Source organism: Halobellus rufus (assembly GCF_000739575.1).
GTDB classification, from domain to species: Archaea; Halobacteriota; Halobacteria; order Halobacteriales; family Haloferacaceae; genus Haloquadratum; species Haloquadratum rufum.
In genome coordinates this window covers 84,218-104,353 of sequence record NZ_BBJO01000030.1, presented here as the reverse complement: position 1 = coordinate 104,353, position 20,136 = coordinate 84,218, and the positions used below count along the sequence as shown (strand labels likewise).

The window sequence follows — 20,136 nt, the reverse complement described above, 5'->3', positions numbered from 1 at the left end:
GCACCGCCACTGTCGCACCGCGTCGACTCACAGTCCACGTGAGAACACGATGAACAGCGCGAGTCCGACGCCCGCCACGAGCGCGACCGCCGAATGTTCCTTCTCGTACGACCGCGCTTCGGGGAGCAGGTGGGCCGCCGAGACGTAGAGTAAGACGCCCGAGACGAACCCGAGCAACAGCCCGAGATGGGCCTGCCCGATTCCGTTCACGAGCGGATACGCGAGAAACGCCCCGATCGGCGTCGTCAGGGCGGCGACGAAAAACGCGTAGACCGCGGCTCTGCGCTCCGGCACGTTCCCCTCCAGGAGGACGAGATACGTGATGACCCCTTCGGCGAACTCGTGGACGACTAACCCGGTGCCCGCCAAGACGCCGGTCAAAAGGGAGATGCTGAACGTGACGGTGTAGACGACCCCGTCGACGAGCGAGTGGATACCGATGCCTTCGACCGCGGTGACCCCGAAGGCGAGCGTCTCCTGCTGGGTGTAGTGTTTTATCACCGCGTTCGAGAAGAACATAAACAGGAATCCGGACAGCGCGCTGAAGCCCGCGTCCGGGTTCTTCTCGATCGCACTCGGGAGCGCGTGGAGCAGCGGCGTCGCGAGGAGCACGCCCGCGGCGAAACACATCACGTACGCGAGCGAACGCTCCGCCCAGTCGCGGTAGCGAAAGATCGCGAGGATCCCCGCCCCGTTCTCGACCGCCGCGGCGAGGGCGAACGCCGCGATCCAGTAGAACTCCGACGGGAACGCTAGCATCGTTGCGCTCCCGGATCGAGGCGGTGACCGTTGGCACACAGGCGTCGAGCCGACTGCCGGGATCCGGTGCGTCTTCGTCGGTCACGCGAGCGCATACGACGAGTACGACCGGTTCGGAGGTGAAATCTCGGTCGGACCGGTGTGCGTCCGACTTCACTGGCATCTGAATTGGGACCACCGTACGGTGTTGCCTCGATCGGTACTGTACACAGACAACGGAGGATGGTGATTGGTGCACTGATCGAATCCGGGCGCTTCGACGCGACTGTCGGTAGTGTCTCACCCCCCGTCCGAATGCAATCAGCTTTTAATCGTGTGCTGTTAATACAATTAGTATGGAGATTATTACTCAATGAGTGTCGCAGAAGACGCGAAGGCGGCAAGTGGATCGGCGTGGGGCGTCGTCAGCGTTCTGGCCGGTGTGTTCGGCTTACTCGTGATGTTTGCGGGCGTCGCGTACGTCGTGATGGTGAACGTCGTCAACTGGGTGACGATCGGTATGCTGACCTACCCTGTCGACGGCGTCGCCCCGTTCGTCGTCATCAGCGGAGCAATACTGACGATCCCAATTCTGATTCCGACCGTGCTGCTCGCGGGCCGGCTTCTGAACTGACTTTTCGAGTCGATCTCACTTGTCGTAGCGTCTGCAACGACTTTCGCACGAGACCGCACGATTGCGGGATTTCACCCGCTCTCACGGACGTGAGCGATAACGCGATGAGCGACCAAGCGCCGAAAGGTCGCTGGAAAGAGAAGTGCTTTTGATCGAGCGTTAACCGAGCGGCGACTGCGTCGCTCGTACAGCGTAAAAGGTCAATGTACGCCCAAGACACTACCGGGCGAGGATCTACTAGTGAATCTGCACTCGAGGTACGGCAGTACGTTCATTACGTAAGCACGCTAATTTCTCAGTATGCCCGTGAGCATCGACGAGTTCGAATCGGGAGACCTTCCGGAGGGACCGAGTGTGCCCGAGCAGGTGGTTACGTACCTCCACACGAACCGGGACGCGGCGTTCACCCGCTCGGAGATCGCTACTGCCATCGACGAGGACCCGAACACGGTCGGCACTGCGCTCACGCGATTGAAAGAGCGTGAGCTCGTCCGCCATCGGGGGCAGTACTGGGCGATCACGGAGAACGAACAGCGTGTCGCCGCAGCGTACAATCTGCACGACGTGAGCGAACAGCTCGACAAAGCCGACGGCGGAATCAAGTCGGGGGACTGGGACGCTGTCGCACCCGACCAGCCGCATCCGAGCGAACAAGATGCGAGCGAGGACGAGTAATCGATGGAGCCGGAACGCGGCGATGTCGTCAGGAGCACCGACCCGTTCAAACTCGGCACTGATCGCCAGCGACCGTGGCTTGTCGTGAACAACAGTTCGCACCCGTTCGCCGACGAGCAACACGTCGCGGTCGCTATCTCAACGAAGGAATACGACGACTCGCTTCGTCTCGGGGAGGACGTCTGGGAAACGGGCGGTGTTCCACGAGAGTCGTTCGTCTCGCCGTGGGCGATTCACTCACCCCGAAGCGAAGATCTCGTCGCGTGGCAGGGCCGAGTTACCGACGAGTTCGTGGATCGGGTCGTCGACTCGCTGGAGACGTATCTGCGGTAGTTCGAAAGTGTACGCCGGAACACTACCGAGCGAGAATCGACTAGTAAGCTCGGCGGAAGTACCACCGTGATAATGTCCAGCGACCGAGCTGCTCGAAGAGCCCGGTAGGTCGCCGGTTCACTCGCCGAAGGCGAGCCAAGGAGGGTGCGAAACACCCGACGCAGGCTATTGATCGAGTTTTTGTAAGCGAGCGGAGCGAGCGCTGCAAAAGGTCGATGTGCGCCCAAGACACTAACGACCGGCCTCATCCCGGGGCTGCGTGCCGCGTCGGCCGGGAAACCCTCGTGTCGGGCGGTCCGTCTTTCGGGCGCGGACGGTCCGCTGATGTCGCACACCCGGGTTCGCCGCCGGATCATCGCTCCCGTAGCGGGAGAACTCGAGGCGGGGACTAAGGGTGCGCACCGGAAGGAGGGGACGAACGCCTATCATCGTTCCGGATGCGTGAGACGGAGCGGGCCGGCAGATCCGGAGAGGGGAGCGGGGCACCGAAAACTATACTCACCGGTACTTGGGAGAGAAAGGCATGGCAAGCGAAACCGACTCGTACGACTACGTCGTCGTCGGCGCGGGGACGGCGGGCTGTACGGTCGCGACTCGGCTCTCTGCGGATCCCTCTCGGAGCGTGTTGGTGCTGGAGGCGGGCGAGCCCGACCACCGGCGGTCGATCCACGTCCCGAGCGAGGTCGGGAACCTGTTCAAATCCGAGGTCGACTGGGAGTACTACACCGAACCACAGGAGGCGATGGACGGCCGGGAGCTCTACTGGCCGCGCGGGAAGACCCTCGGGGGCTCCAGTTCGATCAACGCGATGATCTACATCCGCGGGCACCCTGCGGACTTCGACGAGTGGGCCGAGTTGGGCAACGAGGGGTGGGGCTACGACGACCTCCTCCCGTACTTCAAGCGCAACGAGAACAACCGGAGCCGCCGGAGCGAGTACCACGGCGTCGGCGGCCCGCTGAACGTCGCCGACCTGCAGTCGCCGTACGACCTCACGCGGGTCTTCGTCGAGGCGGGCGTCGAGGCCGGCCATCGACGGAACGAGGACTTCAACGGCGAGCGTCAGGAGGGCGTCGGCCTCTTTCAGGTGACGCAGAAGGACGGCGAGCGCCACAGCGCCGCGCGGGCGTATCTCAAGCCCGCCCTCGTCGAGCGGTCGAACCTCTCGGCGCGGACCGGCGCGCAGGTGACGTCGTTGCAGTTCGACGGCGACCGCGTCGTCGGCGTCAAGTACGAGCGCAACGGCGAGCGACGGACCGTCCGGGCCGACGAGGAAGTGATCCTCTCGGGCGGCACGGTCAACTCCCCCCAACTGCTGCTGCTCTCGGGTATCGGCCCGCGAGAGGAACTCGAACGACACGACATCGAGGTCAGGAGGGAGCTCCCGGGAGTCGGACGGAACCTTCAAGATCACCTCTTCGCGACGGTCCAGTACGAGGCGGAGAACGCGGTGACCCGCGACGACACCGGGACCCTCGACGACGTCGTCGAGTATCACACCCAGCGCAGCGGTCGGATGACCTCGAACGGCGGCGAGGCCGGGGCGTTCGTCCGAACCGACCCGGATCTGGACCGTCCGGACGTCGAGTTCCACTTCGGCCCGGGCTTCTTTATGCGACACGGCTACGAGAACCCCGACGAGGGACGGGGCTTCTACATCGGTGCCACGCAACTGCGACCGGAGAGCCGCGGGCGGATCACCCTTCAGTCCGCGGATCCGTTCGACGATCCGGCGATCGACCCTAAGTACCTCGACGAGGCGGCCGACCTCGACACGATGATTCGGGGGATCCGCGAGGCCCGACGTGTCGGGCGGGCCGAGCCATTCGACGAGTACCGCGTCCGGGAGGTATGGCCCGGCGAGGACCGCGAGACCGACGAGGAGATCGCGGAGTATCTCAGAGCGAAGGCACAGACGATCTACCACCCCGTCGGGACCTGCAAGATGGGAGGCGACGAGATGGCCGTCGTCGACGACCGACTCCGGGTGCACGGGGTGTCGGGGCTGCGCGTCGTCGACGCGTCGATAATGCCGCGGATCGTCGGCGGCAACACGAACGCGGCGACGTTCGCCATCGCCGAGCGGGCGGCCGACCTGATCGCCGCCGACGAGTGAGAAGACGGGCCATCGGGTTCGGTGCTTCGGGAAACGTTACACCGTGTACTCGGACTCGGTGACCTGCACGTACTTCCCGTTTCGGAACCGGAACTTCGTGCGCTTGTAGGTCGTGACGAGTCGGGCCGCGCCGAACCCCGCCCGGATGTTGCTCGTGTCGAAGAGCCCGTACCCGTCGCTGTCGTCCAAGAGCTTGTTCGCCGTCGAGAAGGCCCAGTCCCAGTCGTCGGGGGCGTAGTCGTGAACGACGTCCGCCATCGCGACGTTGCGGAGCACCTCGTCGCCGATGGCGTCCTTCCAGCGGTCGTTGTACGGTGCGAGGTCACCGGCGGCGGCGAGTTCGCCGGCGATCGCGCCCGTTCGGACCGCCGTGTGGTCGCCGCCCTCGTGGAACGCGGAGGTCGCGCCCATCGCACCGCCGACGACGGCGATCCCCGCGCCGGTCGGCGAGTCGATCGGGCGCGTCGAGGAGATGGCGTACGTCTCGGTGCCCTTCGACTTCCCGCGATCTTCGACCAGCGGGAAGTCCGCCTCGATATCGTACTCGTCGCCGTACTCCATCTCGAGGAGCCGGCGGACGTACTCCTTGCCCTGCGGGATCCGGTCGTCGTCGGGACGGAGCAGGGGATAGTCGCCTCTGTCCTCGACGTCGTCGAGGTCCATCCCGATGGGCATCGTCAGCCCGATCCGGGCGACGTTGTCGTCGTTCGGGAAGATCCACGGGTAGGCGGTGTGGCCGGGCATGTGCCCCCACCAGAACTTGATCGCGCCCGCGACCTCCTCGAACACCTCCTCGGGGAGGCGGCGGTGCTCCTGGTAGGCGATGTGGTTCGTCTCGCGCGTCGAGAGCCGCTCGGTCACGTCGAACGGGAGGTACTCGTCGAGGACGCCGCTCGTGACTTGTCGCTGCGGGCCGTCCGCGAGGATCAGGAAGTCCGCGCCGATCTCCTCGCCGTCGGCGAGGGCGAGTCGGTGTCGCGGTCCCTCGCCTCCGAGGTCGGTCTCGACGCCTCGGACCGACGTGCCGGCGCGGTACTCCGCGCCCGCGTCCTCAGCGCGGTCGCGCAGGAAGTCGTCGAAGCGGGCCCGCTGCATACAGAAGCCGAACTCGTCGTACGACGATTCGATCCCGGTCGAGCGCAGCGTCAGCGACTCGTTGGGACCGATGAACTCCGCCCGATCCAACTCGCCGAGCACGACGTCGTCGGGCATCTCGTCGGGGTGGATGCCCATAATGTCGACCCAGTAGTCGAGAATCCCCGCGGCGTCGGTCGAATCCGGGCCCAGTCGGTCGGGCCGGTCCGCCCGCGGGACGCCCTTTTCGAGCACGACCGCCGATGCCCCGCCCGACGCGGCGGCGTGGCCGGCAGACGACCCCGCGGGGCCGCCGCCGACGATAGCTACGTCGAATCGCTCCATATGGCTACAGCGACCCCGACCCAGTATTATACTGTCGTTCACTGACGGTCCGCGTCTCGGTTATCGTCACGGTCACGTCGCCGCTGCCTACAGCGGATCGTCCCTCCCCGCGTCGCCGAGGAGCCGCTCGTGGATCCGTTCGGCGACGTCGGTCAGGTGCACTGCCCGAACACGGCGACGAGGAGCGCCCCGAGCGAGTTGAACATCGCGTCGCGGACAGTGTCGTCGAGGCCGTGTTGCGCGAGCGGCATCGTCAGTCCCGTCGCGCCCGCGACGATGTCGAGCGCGAACTCGAAGAGTTCCCAGATGACGCCGAACGCCAGCACGACGACGAAGATGTACACGAAGAAGAACCGCCGCGGGATGTGGATCTCGTCGCTGTGGAGGTCGATCGCCCGGGCGGTCGTGTACCCCACCGCGGCGACGAGCGACGCCGACGTAGCGTGCGTGAGGTGATCCCACCACCCGATCTGCCCGTAGAGCCCGGCCGAGCCGAGCGTGTGGAGGAACACGGCGGTCGTGATCCAGAGCGCGAGCCACGGGTCCAGCGGGAGGTCGTAGTTCCGCTCTAAGAGCGCCGGCAGAAACGTGATCGCGAGCGCGATTCCACCGTTCGTGATCGCCTTCGGCTGTCTCGCGAGGAGACCGTAGACGACGAGCGCGACGAGGGCGAGCTGCATCGCGCGGGTGAGCCGCCGCTGCGTACGTACCGACGGTCGCGGCAGCCGACTCATCGTCTCACCATCCGACGGATCACGCGCCACAGTTGGCGGTCCCGCCGCCTGAAGTACCCGTCGAACAGGACGCCGGCCACCAGCCCCGCGACCGTGACGTACAGCCACTCCATCATCAGCGCCTCGTTGTCGGCGAGAAACGACGTCCCGAGGAACCGGTCGGCGTTCCAGCGGAAGATCGTCCACGCGGCGACCGCCGCCATCGTCGTCAGGACGACGAGCACGACGGCGAACCAGTGGGTGACCTGCAGCGACGTGAACATGTGGAGTTCGACGATGATCAACAGCGCCAGCCCCGCGATCGCGACGTACGTCGCGAACGTGCCCAGCGTGCCCCCGGCGAGCCCGCGAACGAGAATCGGGAGCAGCGCGAGCACGAGTAACTCCCACGGCAGCATCACCCGCCACTCGCGGTGCGAAAGCGGGGGCAGGAGGACGACGAACCCCACGAACCCCACGAATAGGATCCACTGGTAGTCGACGTCGACGGCGCTTTCGACGAACACGGTCGCGAGCACGCCGACGAGCAGCCACGCGATGATCGCGTTCGTCCGGCCGTCCCGGAACAGCCGCTCGAGCGCGTCGTCGACGTCGAGGAGGCCCGAGTCGTCTAACTTCCCCCGCTTACTCATATCGGGGTTAGTGACGCGCTCGTGGTATAAGCCCGGCGACAGTGGGGGCCATTCACGCGTCAGTACTTGTAGAGGGAGACGACGTACGGCAACCGGTCGTACATCCAGACCGCGACCGGGAGGCCGATGATCGTGACGGAGAAGACCCACGCGATTGACATCCAAATCCCGCTGGCCCACCAGCCGATCAGGAGGAAGTACGCGGCCCGGACCACGAGGGAGTGCTGGTCGCGCCCGGATTCGGTGACGGTGACCGCACCCGACGCGTTCTCGGTGATCCGCGTTTCGACCGTCCGCTCCTTCAGCGAGACGACCTTCGGAATCAGGTTGATCATCTTGATCCCGATCGGCGTTCCGACGATCGTGACGGTGAAGAACCACGCGACGCCCAGCCAGATCCCGCTGGCCCACCAGCCGATCAGGAGGAAGTACGCGGCCCGGACCACGATCGAGGGTGAACCGTCGCGTCGCTCGACGGTCACGTTTCGCCCGCCGTCCGGTGCCTCAGCGGCGTTCGTTCGCGCTCCTGAGTCGGTCATTCGTGTCCCAAGTTGGACGAGCGAACGGTTAAGGCTACTCCACGCGTCGCCCCGAGTTATCGCGAGGAAGCAACGTTGGTTCCGGCAGCCGACCCTGCGATCAAAACGGCGTATCGGCCGCCCGAGACAGTTGCCACAGGCCGCTCCAGAGCAGGTAGGCGAGGGCCGCCGAGAAGGCGACGAGGCCGAACGCGGCCGAAGCTCCCGGGAGAGCGGATTCGACGAACTCGGGGAGCCCGCTCGAGGACAGCGGGATCAGGAGGAGGGCGACGCCACGGCGGACGGACCGCTTCAGATCGGTCTCTGACATCGGATCCGAAATCAGGTTCCCGAACGAAATTTCTACCGGACGACAGAAGAGTGATCCCCACCGGTCGCATAGTACGCGGCCAATGCGCGAACTGGTGACGCTGCTGTTACTCGGCGCGGTGCTCATCCAGCTCCCGCTCGGCGTCGTGATGTACCTCGACGCGAAGCGACTCGGCCTCCAGAACCCCGAACAGTACTGGCTCGGCGTCGTCGTCCCCGCCGCCGGCTTCGTCGTGATCCTCTATTACTTCTCTGAGCGGCGAAACCTCCCCAAGACGTCCGAATCGGACTCGTAGATCGATCCGCGAGAACCACGGCCGAAATACCGCGACGTCGACGCCGCGAAGTACGAAGACGATTCGGATCCGGTTCTCAGAGTCCGGACCCGCCGTCGACTGGGACGGTCGCGCCGTTGACGAAACTCGCGTGCCGGCTGGATAGGAAGGTGACTACCTTCCCCAGATCGAGCGGTCGCCCGGGCGACTCGTAGGGACAGTCCGCGAGTAGGGCCTCCCAAGCCGAGGAGAGGTCGGCGAACTCGCCGGCTTCGACCCGTCGGGAGAGAAACTCCTCCAGGTCTTCGGTCTCGTGCGGCCCGGGTGCGACCGCGTTCACGCGGACGTCGGGCGCGAACGCCGCGGCCTGGGTTTCGGTGAGACCTTGGACCGCCCGCCCGTAGGCGGTCGCCATCGGCAGTTCGTCGGCGAGCGCGGGGATCGCGGGGTTGGCCACGTTGACGACGGTCCCGTGCTCGGAGGCCTCGAGGTGGGCGGCGGACTCGCGGATGGCCCAGACGACGCTCATGAACAGCCGGTCGAACCCGCGGAACCAGTCCTCGTCGGAGACGTCGAGGAACCGTTCGGGTTCGAGCGGTCTGGGCCCCGTGACGAGGTGGTCGATGCCGCCGTACTGGTCGATGGTCTCCTCGACGAGCGCCGCCATGTGGTCGGGGCTGCGAACGTCGACTTCGAGACCGAAAATGTCGCCCTCCCCGAGGGCGTCGAGCCTGTCGCTGGCGTACGCGAGGCCGTCCAGATTCGGCGCGGCGAGGGCGACGTGCGCCCCCTGGCGCGAGAACGCTTCCGCGCAGGCGTGGCCGAGTCCGGTCGCGCTCCCGGTGACTAACGCCACGTTGCCCTCCAGTCCGAGATCGAGATCCATATCCGAGGCTTGGGCACCAGTGCTAAAAGGTTCCTGCCAAGGGATACGTTCAGCTCGCTATCCGATCGATCGTTCGAGGAATAATATGGGACCGCTGAGAGTCGAACTCAGGTCCTACCGACCCCATCGGCAGAGGATACCACTACCCCACGGTCCCAGGGTGTACTCGTGAGGATGCGAGTGTGACCGTTAAGTCCTTCGTTTCGACGCGCGCGAGCGACGCACTCGCACGCGGAATCGGTGCAAGCGCCGATCGCCTAGACCAAGACGCGTTCGAGGGAGACGACCTCGCCGGCGTCGGCCGTCGGATCGCCGACCAGTCGGCCGAGACAGACGGCCGCTCCGTCGGGGGTGAAACAGGCGACGAGCGCGTCCGTCTGCGCGCTCGCTACCGACTCGTCGGCGTCGACGATCCCCGGCGCGTACACGGGCGCGCCCTCGGCCACCTGCTCGGCCGCCGAGAACGCGATAGTGAGACCGGGAAGGTGCCTGAGCGCCCGTTCGGCGGGCGCGACCACCTCGCGGAGGGGGGCCTCGTCGCCCTCGCGCGCGAAGGCCATCGCGTCGGTCAGATCGGCAGTGGAGACCAGATCCGAGTCGTCGAACGGGTCGGTCGCGGTGCGGCGGAGCGCACCCATATGGGCACCCGTTCCCGCCGCGAGGCCGAGGTCGTGACAGAGCTTTCGGACGTACGTCCCGCTCTCACAGCGGATCCGAACCAGGGCCTGCCTGTCGCGGACCTCCAGCAGATCGAGTTCGTGTATCGTCCGCGTGCGGAGGCGACGCGCGACGGCGCTCTTCCGGGGCGGCTTCTGGTAGATCTCCCCTTCGAACTCCGCGAGGACGGCTTCGAGGTCTGCGGGCGCGGGTCCGTGGAGTTCGAGGACGGCGACGTACTCCTTCGTTCCTTCGAGGAACACCTGCGCGAGTCGCGTCGCGTCGCCGAGGAGGATCGGCAGACAGCCGGTCACCTTCGGATCGAGCGTGCCCGCGTGGGCCGCGCGGTCGACGTCCGCGAGGTCTCGCGCCCACGCCGAGACCTGATGCGCCGACGGTCCAGGCGGCTTGTCGAGGTTGACGACGCCGAACGACAGGAGCTCCTCGACCGACCGCTCCCCGGGCGGTCCGCGGAGTTCGGCCATCGTCAGCGCCCCCTGTTCGGCGATAGCGACCCGGTCATCGTCAGAAGTCGTAGTCGACGCCGTCGACGGGGTACTTCCCTTCGTCGGTGCTCGGGTCGTACGCCCCGACGGCCGCCGTCAGGATGTCGGGGACGTCCTCGGCGCTCCACCGCGCCGTGTTCAGCGCGATGTCGTAGATCGAGAGGTCGGTGATGTCGATGTTGTAGTACTCCAGATACCGCAGCGCCTCGCTCTCCTCGCGTTCGCGCGTCTCTTCGAGCGCCGTCTCGGGCGGTTTGTCCTCGCGGTCGGCGATCCGCGCGGCCCGGACCGACAGCGGCGCGTCGAGCCAGAACCGGAAGTCGGCCGCGTCGCCCGCGAGCCAGCCGGCGAGCCGCGATTCCAACAACACGTCGTCGCGTTCGAGCGCGACGGTCCGCAGCCGCCTGTCCAGATCGCGGTCGATCTGGTCGTCCTCCTCGGCGAGTTTGTTGAACTCCACTGCCGTCATCCCGCGCTCGGCGGCGAGTTCGCGGAAGATGTCCCCGCCGCTGACGTGTTCGAGATCGAACGACTCGGCGAGGGCGGCGACGGTCGTGCTCTTCCCGGCCCCGGGCGGGCCAGAGACGGTTACCAACATACTCTCTCTGCGGGAAGGCGGGTAAAAGAGGTTGTCTTTGCGGATCGGCGCGTCGGCCTCGGAAGTGGAGTTCACCGCCCGCGGTGTCGGCGACGCGGCGGAAACGGCGAGTGGCCGATCAGGACGACGTCGGCGAGATGTCGATGTTCAGGCTCTTGCGGATGATCTGGGTGAAGCCCATCGAGCAGAGGAAGTACCAGACGATCCACGCCTGGATCGGGCCGATCACCGGGTCTGTCCACTGGACCTCGCCGCGGAGCGGGAGCACCAGCGGGTCGAGCGGGATGTGCGCGGTCGCGTTCTGGCCCACGCCGATCGCCCAGTACATCCAGAGGAACACCGGGATCGTGAGGAACATGATCCACACCATCGGGCGGAACTGCTCTTTGAACATCCCGAGCTGATCGCCCATCGCCTCCATCTGCTCCTCTTGGATGGCGTCGAGCGCGTCGTCGTCGCCGGCCTCCTTCGCCTCCTTCCGGCGCTCTTGGATGTCTTTCATCCGGTCTTGGTAGGCGGACATCTTGTCCATATCCATCAGGTTCGCCTGCAGGAGCGTCGAGTACAGTCCGGTCGCGAGCGCGAGGATCATCACGACGGCGTAGAACGGAAGCAACTCCTGCAGCGGGCCGAGCGGAACGTTCATCGTCGTTCCGATGAGGTCCCGAAGCGGCTTCCAGGAGTAGCCGACGAAGAGCCCGACGGTGACGACCGCCGCGCCCTTGTCGTACTTCGACCACGAGGACTCGCCGTCGTCCGGTATCTCCGTGGCGCTCCCGCCGGCCGAGCCCGACGAGTCCGACGCGGACGCGGGTTCGAGCCCCGCCCGGATCGCCTCGGGGTCGGCCACGCGGAACCCCTCGTCGCCCTCGACGAGGATCTCCTTCTCGATGAGGCGGCCCCACTGGCCGGACGTGAGATCGCCCTTCACGTCCAGCCACGTGACGTCGGTCTCGCCGTCGCCGGTCCGGTCGAGGACCGTCTCGACGGCCTCACGCATCCCGTCGTCGTTCGAGACGAGGGTGCGAACTTTCGATTCGGTTCGTGGCATCTGCCCTGAGGTAGCCCCCCATCGGTTATGAAGCTTTTACTCTCCGCGCGTCGGCGGGTGGCGGCCGCTCGACGCGACGAACGCCGAGAAACGGCCCGATCCGATCGACGGCTCGCTTCTGCCAACGAAGTGTCCGACGAGCGTCGGAGCGACGGTCTCCCGTCGGTCTGAGGCTGTCCTACTCGTCGACGACGTCGACGATCGCCTCGAAGACTTCTTCGGGGGTGCCCTCGCCGTCGACCTCGACGAGGACGCCCTCGTCCCGGTAGTGGTCGATGACCGGCGCGGTGTTCTCCTCGTAGACGCGGAGCCGCTCGCGGACGGTCTCCTCGGTGTCGTCGTCGCGCTGAACGAGGTCGGCACCGCACTCGTCGCAGACGCCCTCCTCTTCCGGCGGCTCGAACTCGACGTGGTAGCTCGCGCCGCAGTCCGGGCAGACGCGGCGGCCGGTCAGCCGGTCGACGAGTTCGTCGGTGTCGACCGCGAGGTAGACGACGGCGTCGAGGTCTGTCATCTCCGAGAGCTCCTCGGCCTGTTCGAGGTTCCGCGGGTAGCCGTCGAGGACGTAGCCGTCGGCGCTGGTGAGCGCCTCCTCGACGATGGCGTTGACGACCTCGTCGGGGACGAGTTCGCCGGCGTCCATGTACTCGCCCGGCGTGTCGTACTCGGTGTCCATATCGCTGATGTCCATCCCCTTGTTGGCGCGGAGCGCGTCGCCGGTCGTCACGTGTTCGAGGTCGAACTCGGCGGCGAGGCGCTTCGACTGCGTTCCCTTCCCGGCACCCGGCGGGCCGAGAAGCAAGATGTGCTTGCCCATATCGCACCAGTCTGCGTCCGGCCGTATAACGTTGAAGAAATTCGTCCACGGACCGGCCGCAGTCCGGCCGGTTCACCCGTGACTCGACCGCTTCGGACCGGCGGTTTTTCACCGGTGCGGACAGTGTACGCTGATATGACGAGATTCGACGCCGCCGACCCGCGAGAGCGGCAGAAGCTGTTCGCCGACGCGATCACGGCACACCGTACGCGCGGGAGCGCGTTCGCGACGATGACGGCCGACCACGACCCCGACCTCGACGGGGAGGACTCGCCCGCCCCGTGGGTCCAGTTCGCCGACAAGACGTTCAATCTCGACGTCGTCAGCGCCGAGTTGGACCGACTGAAGGACGTCGTCGACGACTTCCCGGCGTTTCGGATCGACCAGATCGAATCGCCCGAGGAGGCCGAGGCCACGAACGTCCGAATCACGGCCCGGTCGGACGCGAACCACCTCGCCGCGTTCATCGAACGGGTGTTCAGGGACGTGTACGAGCGCGACGAGGAGTACCGCGCGTGGGTGACGGCCGTGTGATCCGGGGACGCACCCGGGGACGACAGTCCACGCGAAACGGACAGGACGTGAACCTGCGGTCACTCTGCTGACGAGACGTAAACGCGGACCCACTTGACGTGACGAAGCAGCAGAATTTTCACCGTCTCTCGGAGGCGAGTGAGAACCACTATACCCGATGCCGTCTTAGAGTCCTCGTATGTTTATTCGGAACGACGGGTCTTCCCGACCGATCGCGTCCCAGTGTCCGGGACGACTGGGATCTCCGCCGTCCACGACGACGAGAACCGGCAAGGCGAACGGACCGCGCGGCTGTCCGCCGCGTGCTGTCGTCGGCGCATCCAGCCAATGACGGGGACCGAACCCCTGTTCGCCCGTCCGCTGCTCCCGGTCGCGAACGAGGACGACGCCGACCGGACGGCAACGCTCGCGTTTCCCCACGTCGCGGCCGCAGGCGGGACCGCGACGGCGCTCCACGTCATCGAGAAAGCGGGCGGCGCGCCCGACAAGGCCCCGCTCGAACAGCGGGAGGAGATGGCCGAGGCGATCTTCGAGTGGGTTCGCTCCGCCGCGGCCGACACCGGCGTCGACGTCGAGACCGACCTCCGCTACGGGACCGACGTCGCGGAGACGATCTTCGAAGCCGCCGAAGCGCTCGGCGCGACCGCAATCGTGTTCACTCCGCGCGGGGGCAAGGCGTGGTGGGACCTCTTCAGCGGCGACACGCGGGAGACGCTGACGACCGAGAGCGAGATCCCGGTCGTCGTCCTCCCGAGCCGCGAAGACGATCCGGAAGACGACGAAACGGTCGACGTCGACTCACCGACAGACGCCGAGGAAACAACGACGGGTGACGACGCGTGAGCGGCGATTACTCATCCCCGCCCACGTTCCGACAACACGGAGGTGACGACGCGTGAGCGGCGATGAGGAACTCGCGAAGGACCTGGGTCCACTCGCGGCGCTGACCATCGGCGTCGGGACGATGATCGGCGCGGGGATCTTCGTGCTCCCCGGCGACGCGATTCTCCGGGCCGGTTCCTTCGCCTCGATCGCCTTCGTCCTCGGTGGCGTCATCGCAATATTCACCGCGCTCTCGGCCAGCGAACTCGGCACGGCGATGCCCCGATCCGGCGGGGCGTACTACTACGTCAACCACGCGCTCGGGCCGCTACTCGGCTCGGTCGCCGGATGGGCCAACTGGCTCGGGCTCGCGTTCGCCAGCGCGTTCTACATGGTCGGGTTCGGCCGGTACATCTCGCGGATCTTCGACGTCAGCGGAACGGTCGGCGTCGGACCGGTCGGGCTCGACGTGGTGACGATCGCGGCGCTCGTCGGCGGCGCGTTCTTCGTGCTGATCAACTACGTGGGGGCGAAAGAGACCGGGCGACTCCAGAACATCATCGTGGTGCTCTTGGTCGCCATCCTCGCGGTGTTCACGCTCCTCGGGACGTTCCGCGCGGACCCCGCGAACCTCCCGGCACCCAGCACGGTCGGCGAGACGCTCGGAACGACCGGGTTCATCTTCGTCTCGTACCTCGGGTTCGTGCAGATCACGAGCGTCGCCGAGGAGATCAAAGATCCGGGGAAGAATCTCCCGCGAGCGGTGATCGGCAGCGTCGTCCTCGTGACGGTGATCTACGCGCTGGTGCTCGTCGTGATGAGCGCGGCCGTCCCGCAGGGGTTCATCGCCGACCTCGTCACCGACGTCGCGCCCGGTGAGACACAGCCGATCGCGGTCGTCGAGGTCGGCCGGCAGATTCAGGGCGCGCTGATGGGCGGTGCGCTGCTGTTCGGCGGCCTCCTCGCGACAGCCTCAAGCGCCAACGCGTCGATCCTCGCCTCCTCGCGGATCAACTTCGCGATGGGACGCGACCGGATCGTCACGCCCGCGCTGAACGAGATCCACCCGCGCTTCGGCACGCCGTACCGATCGATCGCCATCACGGGCGGGCTCATCCTGCTTTTCATCGTCGCGGGCGACATCGCGCTGCTCTCGGGGGCCGCCTCGGGGCTGCACCTGATCATCTACGGGCTGTTGAACATCGCGCTCATCGCGATGCGGTACGTGAACCCCGAGGACTACCAGCCCGACTTCACGGTCCCGCTGTTCCCGCTGCTGCCGATACTGGGAACCGTGCTCTCCTTCGCGCTCTTGGCGTACGTCGAACCCGACGCGCGCCTGCTGTCGTTCGGGATCGCGCTGGCCGCCATCGTCTGGTACCTGCTCTACGCCCGGAGTCGGGCGACGAAGCAGGGCATCCTCGGCAAGTACATCCTGCACCGCTCCGAGGAACTGCCCGACGCCGCCGTCTCGGCGGCGACGTCCGTCCAGCCCGACGGCGGCGACTACCGCGTGCTGGTCCCGCTTGCGAACCCCGAGCACCAGACCGACCTCATCACGCTCGGCGGCGCGATCGCCAAGCAGCGGAACGGCACGCTCGTCGCGGTCCACATCGAGACGGTCCCCGATCAGACGGCACTCGAATCGGCTCGGGAGAAGATGGACCTCTCCGCGTCGCGCTCGCTCCTCGACAGCGCTCGCGAGGACGCGACGGCGTTCGACGTCCCGGTGGAGACGCACACGGTGCTGTCACACCAGAGCTTCGAGGGCATCTTCGACGCCGCGACCACCTACGACGCCGACCTGACGGTGATGGGCTGGGGACCGGACCCCCACGGGTCCCCGGGCCGCGCCGAGAGCGCCGTCGACGAACTCGCGTCGTCGCTGCCGTGTGACTTCCTCGTGATGAAGGACCGCGGGTTCGACCCCTCGGAGATCCTGCTCCCGACGGCCGGCGGGCCGGACTCGGAGCTGTCCGCGGCGATCGCCAGCGCGCTCTCGGCGGAGTACGACGCCCGCGTCTCGCTCCTGCACGTCTCCGACGACGAGGAGTCCGGCCGGGCCTTCCTCGACGAGTGGGCGTCCGAGAACGGACTGCCGGACGCGGAGCTGATCGTCGAGACCGGCGACGTCGAGGAAGCGATCGAGCGGCACGCGGCCGACGCGTCGATGCTGATCGTCGGCGCGACCGAGCGCGGCCTGCTCTCGCGGCTCGTCCGCGGCACGCTCGTCCTCGACGTCATCGAGGACGTCGAGTGCTCGGTGCTGCTCGCCGAGAAGAAGCGCAAGCGGTCGCTGTGGGAGCGACTGCTCGGCGACAGTCGGTAGTCATCGAAAGAAGACGGCTGAGGCGGCCCTTCTACGCTTCGTTGGCGTCGACGAACTGCTCGGCTCCCTCGTAGAACCACTGGTCGTTCTCGCGCATCGCGCGGCCGACCGCCTTGTGCATCGCGACGAAGTCCTCGAACTCCGATTCCTCGACGTTCTCGAAGATCTCTCGGAGCGGGACGACGCGCTCGTAGTCGAGTCGGATCGGGTCGTCTCCGTACTCCTCGACGAACTCGTCTCGAGAGAGCGGGAAGTCCTCGCTCTCGTCGACCTTCTTCGCGATCACGGCGTGGCCGTACTTGCGTCTACCTTCCGAACCCTCCTCGCCGTCGGGGTCGTGTGGCCAGTCCATACCCGCGTGTTGGGAGGCCACGGCAAAGCCGTTACGCATCTGTCGAGGAACGTCACCAGAAGGCCGGGGTCGGGGTTGAACCCACCCACAAAAATGCGGTGGGACTGGGATCTGAACTCACTCGCAAATCAGCGATTTGCTCGCTGCTCAAACCCCATCCGTCTCCGATTTAGTCGTTCACGTATGCGCCGCAGACGTAGCTGCGGCGCGAGTGAGCCTCGCAAAATGCGGTGGGACTGGGATTTGAACCGGAGCCAGACGGTCGCGCTCACTCCGTTCGCGCGCTGCGACTGGCAGGATTCAATCCCAGCATACCGACAATCGCGCTCGCTGTCGCTCGCGCAGTTGATGCGGTGGGACTGGGATTTGAACCCAGGAATCCGTGAGGTACCTGCTTTCAAGGCAGGCGCAATAGGCCGCTCTGCCATCCCACCGCGTGCGGTACTTTCCGACCGCGCGTCTAAGAGTTGTCGGTCGCAGACGAAACCCTAGTCTCTGACCACTCGCAGTTCGTCGGCGGCGTCGCCGACGACGGTCAGGCCGTTGTCGACGACGAACTCCGCCGTGCGCTCGGGGACGACCCGCCCGGCCTGCCAGCGCGAGCGGATCGTCGACACGAGCGTCGCGAGGTCCGCGCCCGTCCGGACGGTCGGCTGCATCGGGAGGAACCCCACGTCGGCGTCGGCGTCGTTCGCGCAGTCGACGAGCGTCTCCAGTTCGGGGGCGACGAACGCGCCGTCGAAGTCGAGCGCGGTTTTGAAGCCCGCGAAGTAGACGCGGCCGTCCGTCGATGGGCCGAGGACGACGTCGTTCGTCCGGAGTTTCATCGCCGCCGAGTCGATCGTCGAGCGGAGGACGAACGGCGCGTCGCCGCGGAGCACCGCGGCGGACTGAACGCCCTCATCGCGCAGGAGGTGCGTGACCGTGTTCCCAGCCCGCGCGGAGAGCGACGAGCCGACCTGCACCTCGAATCGGGCCTCCTCGGGCGATTCGAGCGCGTCCTCGGCGATTCGGTGCAGCGCGTCCTCGGCGGACTCGTCGGGGTCGACCGCCGGATCGGGAAGGAGGTCGTCCGGGCAGTAGTTCACGAGCAGTTCCCCGCCCGAGCGCTCGACGGCGCGGAGGGTGTCACCGAGCATCGCCTCGGCGAGGTCGGCGGCCTCCGACTCCGAGAGCGGACTCGTCTCCGCGAGTCGCGAGAGCGCGTGACCCGGACGCGGCGGATCGGCCAGAACGGCGACGACTGTCATACCCGTTCTCGGCGTCCGTCGCTCTTGAACCCGACGTTTCTCGTTCTCCGGATGAACGCTCGAGTAACGCGGCTATCGGCCGCGACGGCCCTTCGTCTGCCGGTAATCCCGCGCGAAGACGTTCTCGCGGAGGTGCTCGACGAACGCGGCCGTCTGCTCGTCGGTCTGGCGCTCCAGTTCGACCATCGGAACGAGCTCGAACCCGCGGCCGCGGATCGTCGTCGCGTGCGCCTCCGCGACGTCGACGTCGCCGGGGCGGTTCGTCGTGTAGTCCGTCGCGAGTGCGTCCAGCGTGCGCTGGCCGATCGGGACGATGATCTCGGGGTTGATCATCCGGATCTCGGCGTTCAGGTAGGGCTCGCAGGTCCGGATCTCGTCGTCGGTCGGCCGGCGGTCGGGGTGTCGACAGCGCGTGAGGTAGGTGAGAAAGACGTTCTGGAGGTCTGGCTCGTCGGCGTCCGGCACCGAGCGCGCGAAGCCGAGTTCGCCGAGAATCGACTGGAGCCGCTCGCCCGCGTCGTCGCCGGTGAAGGGGACGCCGGTCCGGTCGGCCCCCGCGTGCGGCCGCTCCGCGACGAAGAGGAACTCGCCGCCGACGTCGCCGTAGCCGTGGACGACGTTCGTTCTGACGTCGCAGAGGCCCTCGCAGTTCGTACACGAGGCGTCCATACTGAACGGATTCGAGAGCGAGTCCTGTTCGGCGTCCATCGCGACGTTCACTCCCCGGGGGACGGCTCCGACGGCGACGCGCCCGCCGCGGAGGACCCCTGCGATCCGGACCGCTCCGACGGCGACGCGCCCGCCGCGGAGGACCCCTGCGATCCGGACCGCTCCGACGCCTCGCGCCGGCGGACCACGCCCGTCATATCCGCGACGTTCTCGGTCATCACGCGGAACGCGTCGGCGGTCTCGCCCTCGTCGAGGACGACCGGTTCGCCCCCGTCGCCGCCGGTTCGGACCGAGGGATCGAGCGGGAGCGATCCGAGGAACGGGAGGTCGTTGTCGGCGGCGAACGCCTCGCCGCCGCCGGCCCCGAAGATGTCGTGCGCGGAGCCGCAGTCGGGACACCGGAACGACGACATGTTCTCGACGATGCCGAGGACGTTCGTCTCGTGTTTGCCGAACATCTCCAGTCCCTTCCGGGCGTCGTCGATCGCGACGTCCTGCGGCGTCGTGACGATCACCGCGCCCGTGAGCGGCAGCGTCTGCAGGACGGTCAACTGCGTGTCGCCGGTCCCCGGCGGCAGGTCGAGGACCAGGTAGTCGAGGTCGCCCCACTCGACGTCCTCGACGAGTTGGGTGAGCAGCTGATGCACCATCGGGCCGCGCCAGATGACCGGGTCGTCCTCGCCGACGAGGAAGGCCATCGACATCAGCTTCATCCCGTACTTCTCGGGCGGGACGATCGTCTGCTCGCCCGTCGCCTGCGGGGCCTCCTCGGCGGCGACCATCCGCGGGACGTTCGGCCCGTACACGTCGGCGTCGAACAGACCGACGCGCGCGCCGAGCTTCGAGAGCCCCGCCGCGAGGTTGACGGCGACCGTCGACTTCCCCACGCCGCCCTTCCCGCTCGCGACGGCGATCACGTTCTCGACGCCCGGCAGGACGTCCTCGTCGGGCGAGACCTCGGAGGGGATGCGCGCGGTGAGGTCGACGTCGTAGCCCGTGTCGGCCAGCGCGTCTCGAACGTCGCCGGCGATTGCGCTTTCGTTCGGTGAGTACGGCGCGCCGAGCGCGAGCGAGATGCGGACCCGCTCGGCCCCCTCGTCGACGTCGATGGCGTTGACGAGCCCCAACGAGACGATGTCGTCGCCGAGGTCGGGATCAGACACCGACCGGAGGCGCTCGCGGACGGCTTCCTCGTTCATACCCGGTGGTCGGTGAGTACGGCCGATAAGGGTTTTGAACGGGGTTCCGCTTTCCCAGCGGT

General features: G+C 66.9%; 21 protein-coding genes, 2 tRNA genes and 2 pseudogenes. 8 read left to right on the top strand and 17 right to left on the bottom strand.

Going from position 1 to position 20,136, the window contains the following annotated elements; translation table 11 throughout:
• Positions 1–27 precede the first annotated feature (27 nt).
• On the bottom strand, positions 28–759 hold the full coding sequence (locus tag ACP99_RS12560) for a ZIP family metal transporter (protein ID WP_049986924.1): 732 nt from the start codon (positions 757–759) through the stop codon (positions 28–30).
• Between the two features lie 352 nt (positions 760–1,111).
• On the opposite strand from ACP99_RS12560, the gene ACP99_RS12555 reads away from it, so the two are divergent.
• From ACP99_RS12555 to ACP99_RS12540, 4 genes are all read left to right on the top strand, one after another.
• On the top strand, positions 1,112–1,372 hold the full coding sequence (locus ACP99_RS12555) for a hypothetical protein (RefSeq protein WP_049986923.1): 261 nt from the start codon (positions 1,112–1,114) through the stop codon (positions 1,370–1,372).
• 300 nt (positions 1,373–1,672) lie between these two features.
• Complete coding sequence (locus tag ACP99_RS12550) at positions 1,673–2,047, top strand: hypothetical protein (protein WP_049986922.1); 375 nt, start codon at positions 1,673–1,675, stop codon at positions 2,045–2,047.
• Between the two features lie 3 nt (positions 2,048–2,050).
• Complete coding sequence (locus ACP99_RS12545; RefSeq protein ID WP_049986921.1) at positions 2,051–2,380, top strand: hypothetical protein; 330 nt, start codon at positions 2,051–2,053, stop codon at positions 2,378–2,380.
• Between the two features lie 523 nt (positions 2,381–2,903).
• A complete protein-coding gene (locus ACP99_RS12540; RefSeq protein ID WP_049986920.1) occupies positions 2,904–4,496 on the top strand; it encodes a GMC family oxidoreductase in 1,593 nt (530 codons plus the stop codon).
• Positions 4,497–4,532: 36 nt separating this feature from the next.
• On the opposite strand, the gene ACP99_RS12535 is transcribed toward ACP99_RS12540, so the two are convergent.
• From ACP99_RS12535 to ACP99_RS12515, 5 genes and pseudogenes are all read right to left on the bottom strand, one after another.
• Complete coding sequence (locus ACP99_RS12535) at positions 4,533–5,915, bottom strand: NAD(P)/FAD-dependent oxidoreductase (RefSeq protein ID WP_049986919.1); 1,383 nt, start codon at positions 5,913–5,915, stop codon at positions 4,533–4,535.
• A gap of 87 nt (positions 5,916–6,002) precedes the next feature.
• A pseudogene (locus ACP99_RS12530) lies at positions 6,003–6,649 on the bottom strand (hypothetical protein).
• Positions 6,646–7,281 (bottom strand): hypothetical protein, encoded by a 636-nt coding sequence (locus tag ACP99_RS12525; protein ID WP_049986918.1) that lies wholly within the window; start codon positions 7,279–7,281, stop codon positions 6,646–6,648. The pseudogene ACP99_RS12530 and the gene ACP99_RS12525 overlap by 4 nt, the downstream one beginning before the upstream one ends.
• Positions 7,282–7,340: 59 nt before the next feature.
• Positions 7,341–7,820 (bottom strand): YccF domain-containing protein, encoded by a 480-nt coding sequence (locus ACP99_RS12520; RefSeq protein WP_231554295.1) that lies wholly within the window; start codon positions 7,818–7,820, stop codon positions 7,341–7,343.
• Between the two features lie 100 nt (positions 7,821–7,920).
• Positions 7,921–8,130: a hypothetical protein gene (locus ACP99_RS12515; protein WP_049986917.1), complete on the bottom strand. Its 210-nt coding sequence runs from the start codon at positions 8,128–8,130 to the stop codon at positions 7,921–7,923.
• 82 nt (positions 8,131–8,212) lie between these two features.
• Between ACP99_RS12515 and ACP99_RS12510 the strand changes: the two genes are divergently transcribed.
• Positions 8,213–8,425, top strand: coding sequence for a hypothetical protein (locus ACP99_RS12510; RefSeq protein WP_049986916.1), 213 nt, complete (start codon positions 8,213–8,215; stop codon positions 8,423–8,425).
• Positions 8,426–8,501: 76 nt separating this feature from the next.
• Here the strand turns inward: ACP99_RS12510 and ACP99_RS12505 are convergent, their stop codons facing one another.
• The 6 genes from ACP99_RS12505 to ACP99_RS12480 form a co-directional block, all read right to left on the bottom strand.
• Complete coding sequence (locus tag ACP99_RS12505) at positions 8,502–9,290, bottom strand: SDR family NAD(P)-dependent oxidoreductase (RefSeq protein ID WP_049986915.1); 789 nt, start codon at positions 9,288–9,290, stop codon at positions 8,502–8,504.
• A gap of 86 nt (positions 9,291–9,376) precedes the next feature.
• Positions 9,377–9,447 (bottom strand) — tRNA-Pro (locus ACP99_RS12500).
• A gap of 100 nt (positions 9,448–9,547) precedes the next feature.
• Positions 9,548–10,456, bottom strand: a complete 909-nt coding sequence (locus tag ACP99_RS12495; protein WP_269319669.1) for an RNA-guided pseudouridylation complex pseudouridine synthase subunit Cbf5 — start codon at positions 10,454–10,456, stop codon at positions 9,548–9,550.
• Positions 10,457–10,472: 16 nt separating this feature from the next.
• On the bottom strand, positions 10,473–11,051 hold the full coding sequence (gene cmk, locus ACP99_RS12490) for a (d)CMP kinase (protein WP_049986913.1): 579 nt from the start codon (positions 11,049–11,051) through the stop codon (positions 10,473–10,475).
• Between the two features lie 118 nt (positions 11,052–11,169).
• Positions 11,170–12,102: a DUF106 domain-containing protein gene (locus tag ACP99_RS12485; RefSeq protein ID WP_049986912.1), complete on the bottom strand. Its 933-nt coding sequence runs from the start codon at positions 12,100–12,102 to the stop codon at positions 11,170–11,172.
• A gap of 178 nt (positions 12,103–12,280) precedes the next feature.
• The gene (locus ACP99_RS12480) at positions 12,281–12,919 is read right to left on the bottom strand and encodes an adenylate kinase (protein ID WP_049986911.1); all 639 of its coding nucleotides are present in this window, start codon (positions 12,917–12,919) and stop codon (positions 12,281–12,283) included.
• 135 nt (positions 12,920–13,054) lie between these two features.
• Between ACP99_RS12480 and ACP99_RS12475 the strand changes: the two genes are divergently transcribed.
• From ACP99_RS12475 to ACP99_RS12465, 3 genes are all read left to right on the top strand, one after another.
• Positions 13,055–13,453: a hypothetical protein gene (locus tag ACP99_RS12475; protein WP_049986910.1), complete on the top strand. Its 399-nt coding sequence runs from the start codon at positions 13,055–13,057 to the stop codon at positions 13,451–13,453.
• A 327-nt stretch (positions 13,454–13,780) separates the two neighbouring features.
• Positions 13,781–14,296 carry a universal stress protein gene (locus ACP99_RS12470; RefSeq protein ID WP_049986999.1) on the top strand — a complete coding sequence of 172 codons (516 nt, stop codon included), beginning with the start codon at positions 13,781–13,783 and terminating at the stop codon, positions 14,294–14,296.
• Between the two features lie 52 nt (positions 14,297–14,348).
• Positions 14,349–16,604, top strand: coding sequence for an amino acid permease (locus ACP99_RS12465; protein ID WP_049986909.1), 2,256 nt, complete (start codon positions 14,349–14,351; stop codon positions 16,602–16,604).
• Between the two features lie 31 nt (positions 16,605–16,635).
• On the opposite strand, the gene ACP99_RS12460 is transcribed toward ACP99_RS12465, so the two are convergent.
• From ACP99_RS12460 to ACP99_RS12440, 5 genes and pseudogenes are all read right to left on the bottom strand, one after another.
• Positions 16,636–16,956 (bottom strand): DUF5785 family protein, encoded by a 321-nt coding sequence (locus ACP99_RS12460; protein WP_049986908.1) that lies wholly within the window; start codon positions 16,954–16,956, stop codon positions 16,636–16,638.
• A gap of 351 nt (positions 16,957–17,307) precedes the next feature.
• Positions 17,308–17,390: transfer RNA gene (locus ACP99_RS12455), tRNA-Ser, on the bottom strand.
• Positions 17,391–17,444: 54 nt separating this feature from the next.
• Positions 17,445–18,206 carry a TIGR04282 family arsenosugar biosynthesis glycosyltransferase gene (locus tag ACP99_RS12450; RefSeq protein WP_049986907.1) on the bottom strand — a complete coding sequence of 254 codons (762 nt, stop codon included), beginning with the start codon at positions 18,204–18,206 and terminating at the stop codon, positions 17,445–17,447.
• A gap of 72 nt (positions 18,207–18,278) precedes the next feature.
• Entirely contained in the window at positions 18,279–18,914 is a 636-nt protein-coding gene (locus tag ACP99_RS12445; RefSeq protein WP_049986998.1) for a uracil-DNA glycosylase, read from the bottom strand.
• Positions 18,915–19,033: 119 nt separating this feature from the next.
• Positions 19,034–20,074 (bottom strand): annotated as a pseudogene (locus ACP99_RS12440) (Mrp/NBP35 family ATP-binding protein); the annotation flags it as partial.
• Positions 20,075–20,136: the final 62 nt, after the last annotated feature.

What these genes read in the sequence shown, in the direction of transcription:
- ACP99_RS12560 (WP_049986924.1), bottom strand. Translation starts at nt 759, where the DNA reads ATGCTAGCGTTCCCGTCGGAGTTCTACTGGATCGCGGCGTTCGCCCTC.
- ACP99_RS12555 (WP_049986923.1), top strand. Translation starts at nt 1,112, where the DNA reads ATGAGTGTCGCAGAAGACGCGAAGGCGGCAAGTGGATCGGCGTGGGGC.
- ACP99_RS12550 (WP_049986922.1), top strand. Translation starts at nt 1,673, where the DNA reads ATGCCCGTGAGCATCGACGAGTTCGAATCGGGAGACCTTCCGGAGGGA.
- ACP99_RS12545 (WP_049986921.1), top strand. Translation starts at nt 2,051, where the DNA reads ATGGAGCCGGAACGCGGCGATGTCGTCAGGAGCACCGACCCGTTCAAA.
- ACP99_RS12540 (WP_049986920.1), top strand. Translation starts at nt 2,904, where the DNA reads ATGGCAAGCGAAACCGACTCGTACGACTACGTCGTCGTCGGCGCGGGG.
- ACP99_RS12535 (WP_049986919.1), bottom strand. Translation starts at nt 5,915, where the DNA reads ATGGAGCGATTCGACGTAGCTATCGTCGGCGGCGGCCCCGCGGGGTCG.
- ACP99_RS12525 (WP_049986918.1), bottom strand. Translation starts at nt 7,281, where the DNA reads ATGAGTAAGCGGGGGAAGTTAGACGACTCGGGCCTCCTCGACGTCGAC.
- ACP99_RS12520 (WP_231554295.1), bottom strand. Translation starts at nt 7,820, where the DNA reads ATGACCGACTCAGGAGCGCGAACGAACGCCGCTGAGGCACCGGACGGC.
- ACP99_RS12515 (WP_049986917.1), bottom strand. Translation starts at nt 8,130, where the DNA reads ATGTCAGAGACCGATCTGAAGCGGTCCGTCCGCCGTGGCGTCGCCCTC.
- ACP99_RS12510 (WP_049986916.1), top strand. Translation starts at nt 8,213, where the DNA reads ATGCGCGAACTGGTGACGCTGCTGTTACTCGGCGCGGTGCTCATCCAG.
- ACP99_RS12505 (WP_049986915.1), bottom strand. Translation starts at nt 9,290, where the DNA reads ATGGATCTCGATCTCGGACTGGAGGGCAACGTGGCGTTAGTCACCGGG.
- cmk (WP_049986913.1), bottom strand. Translation starts at nt 11,051, where the DNA reads ATGTTGGTAACCGTCTCTGGCCCGCCCGGGGCCGGGAAGAGCACGACC.
- ACP99_RS12485 (WP_049986912.1), bottom strand. Translation starts at nt 12,102, where the DNA reads ATGCCACGAACCGAATCGAAAGTTCGCACCCTCGTCTCGAACGACGAC.
- ACP99_RS12480 (WP_049986911.1), bottom strand. Translation starts at nt 12,919, where the DNA reads ATGGGCAAGCACATCTTGCTTCTCGGCCCGCCGGGTGCCGGGAAGGGA.
- ACP99_RS12475 (WP_049986910.1), top strand. Translation starts at nt 13,055, where the DNA reads ATGACGAGATTCGACGCCGCCGACCCGCGAGAGCGGCAGAAGCTGTTC.
- ACP99_RS12470 (WP_049986999.1), top strand. Translation starts at nt 13,781, where the DNA reads ATGACGGGGACCGAACCCCTGTTCGCCCGTCCGCTGCTCCCGGTCGCG.
- ACP99_RS12460 (WP_049986908.1), bottom strand. Translation starts at nt 16,956, where the DNA reads ATGGACTGGCCACACGACCCCGACGGCGAGGAGGGTTCGGAAGGTAGA.
- ACP99_RS12450 (WP_049986907.1), bottom strand. Translation starts at nt 18,206, where the DNA reads ATGACAGTCGTCGCCGTTCTGGCCGATCCGCCGCGTCCGGGTCACGCG.
- ACP99_RS12445 (WP_049986998.1), bottom strand. Translation starts at nt 18,914, where the DNA reads ATGGACGCCGAACAGGACTCGCTCTCGAATCCGTTCAGTATGGACGCC.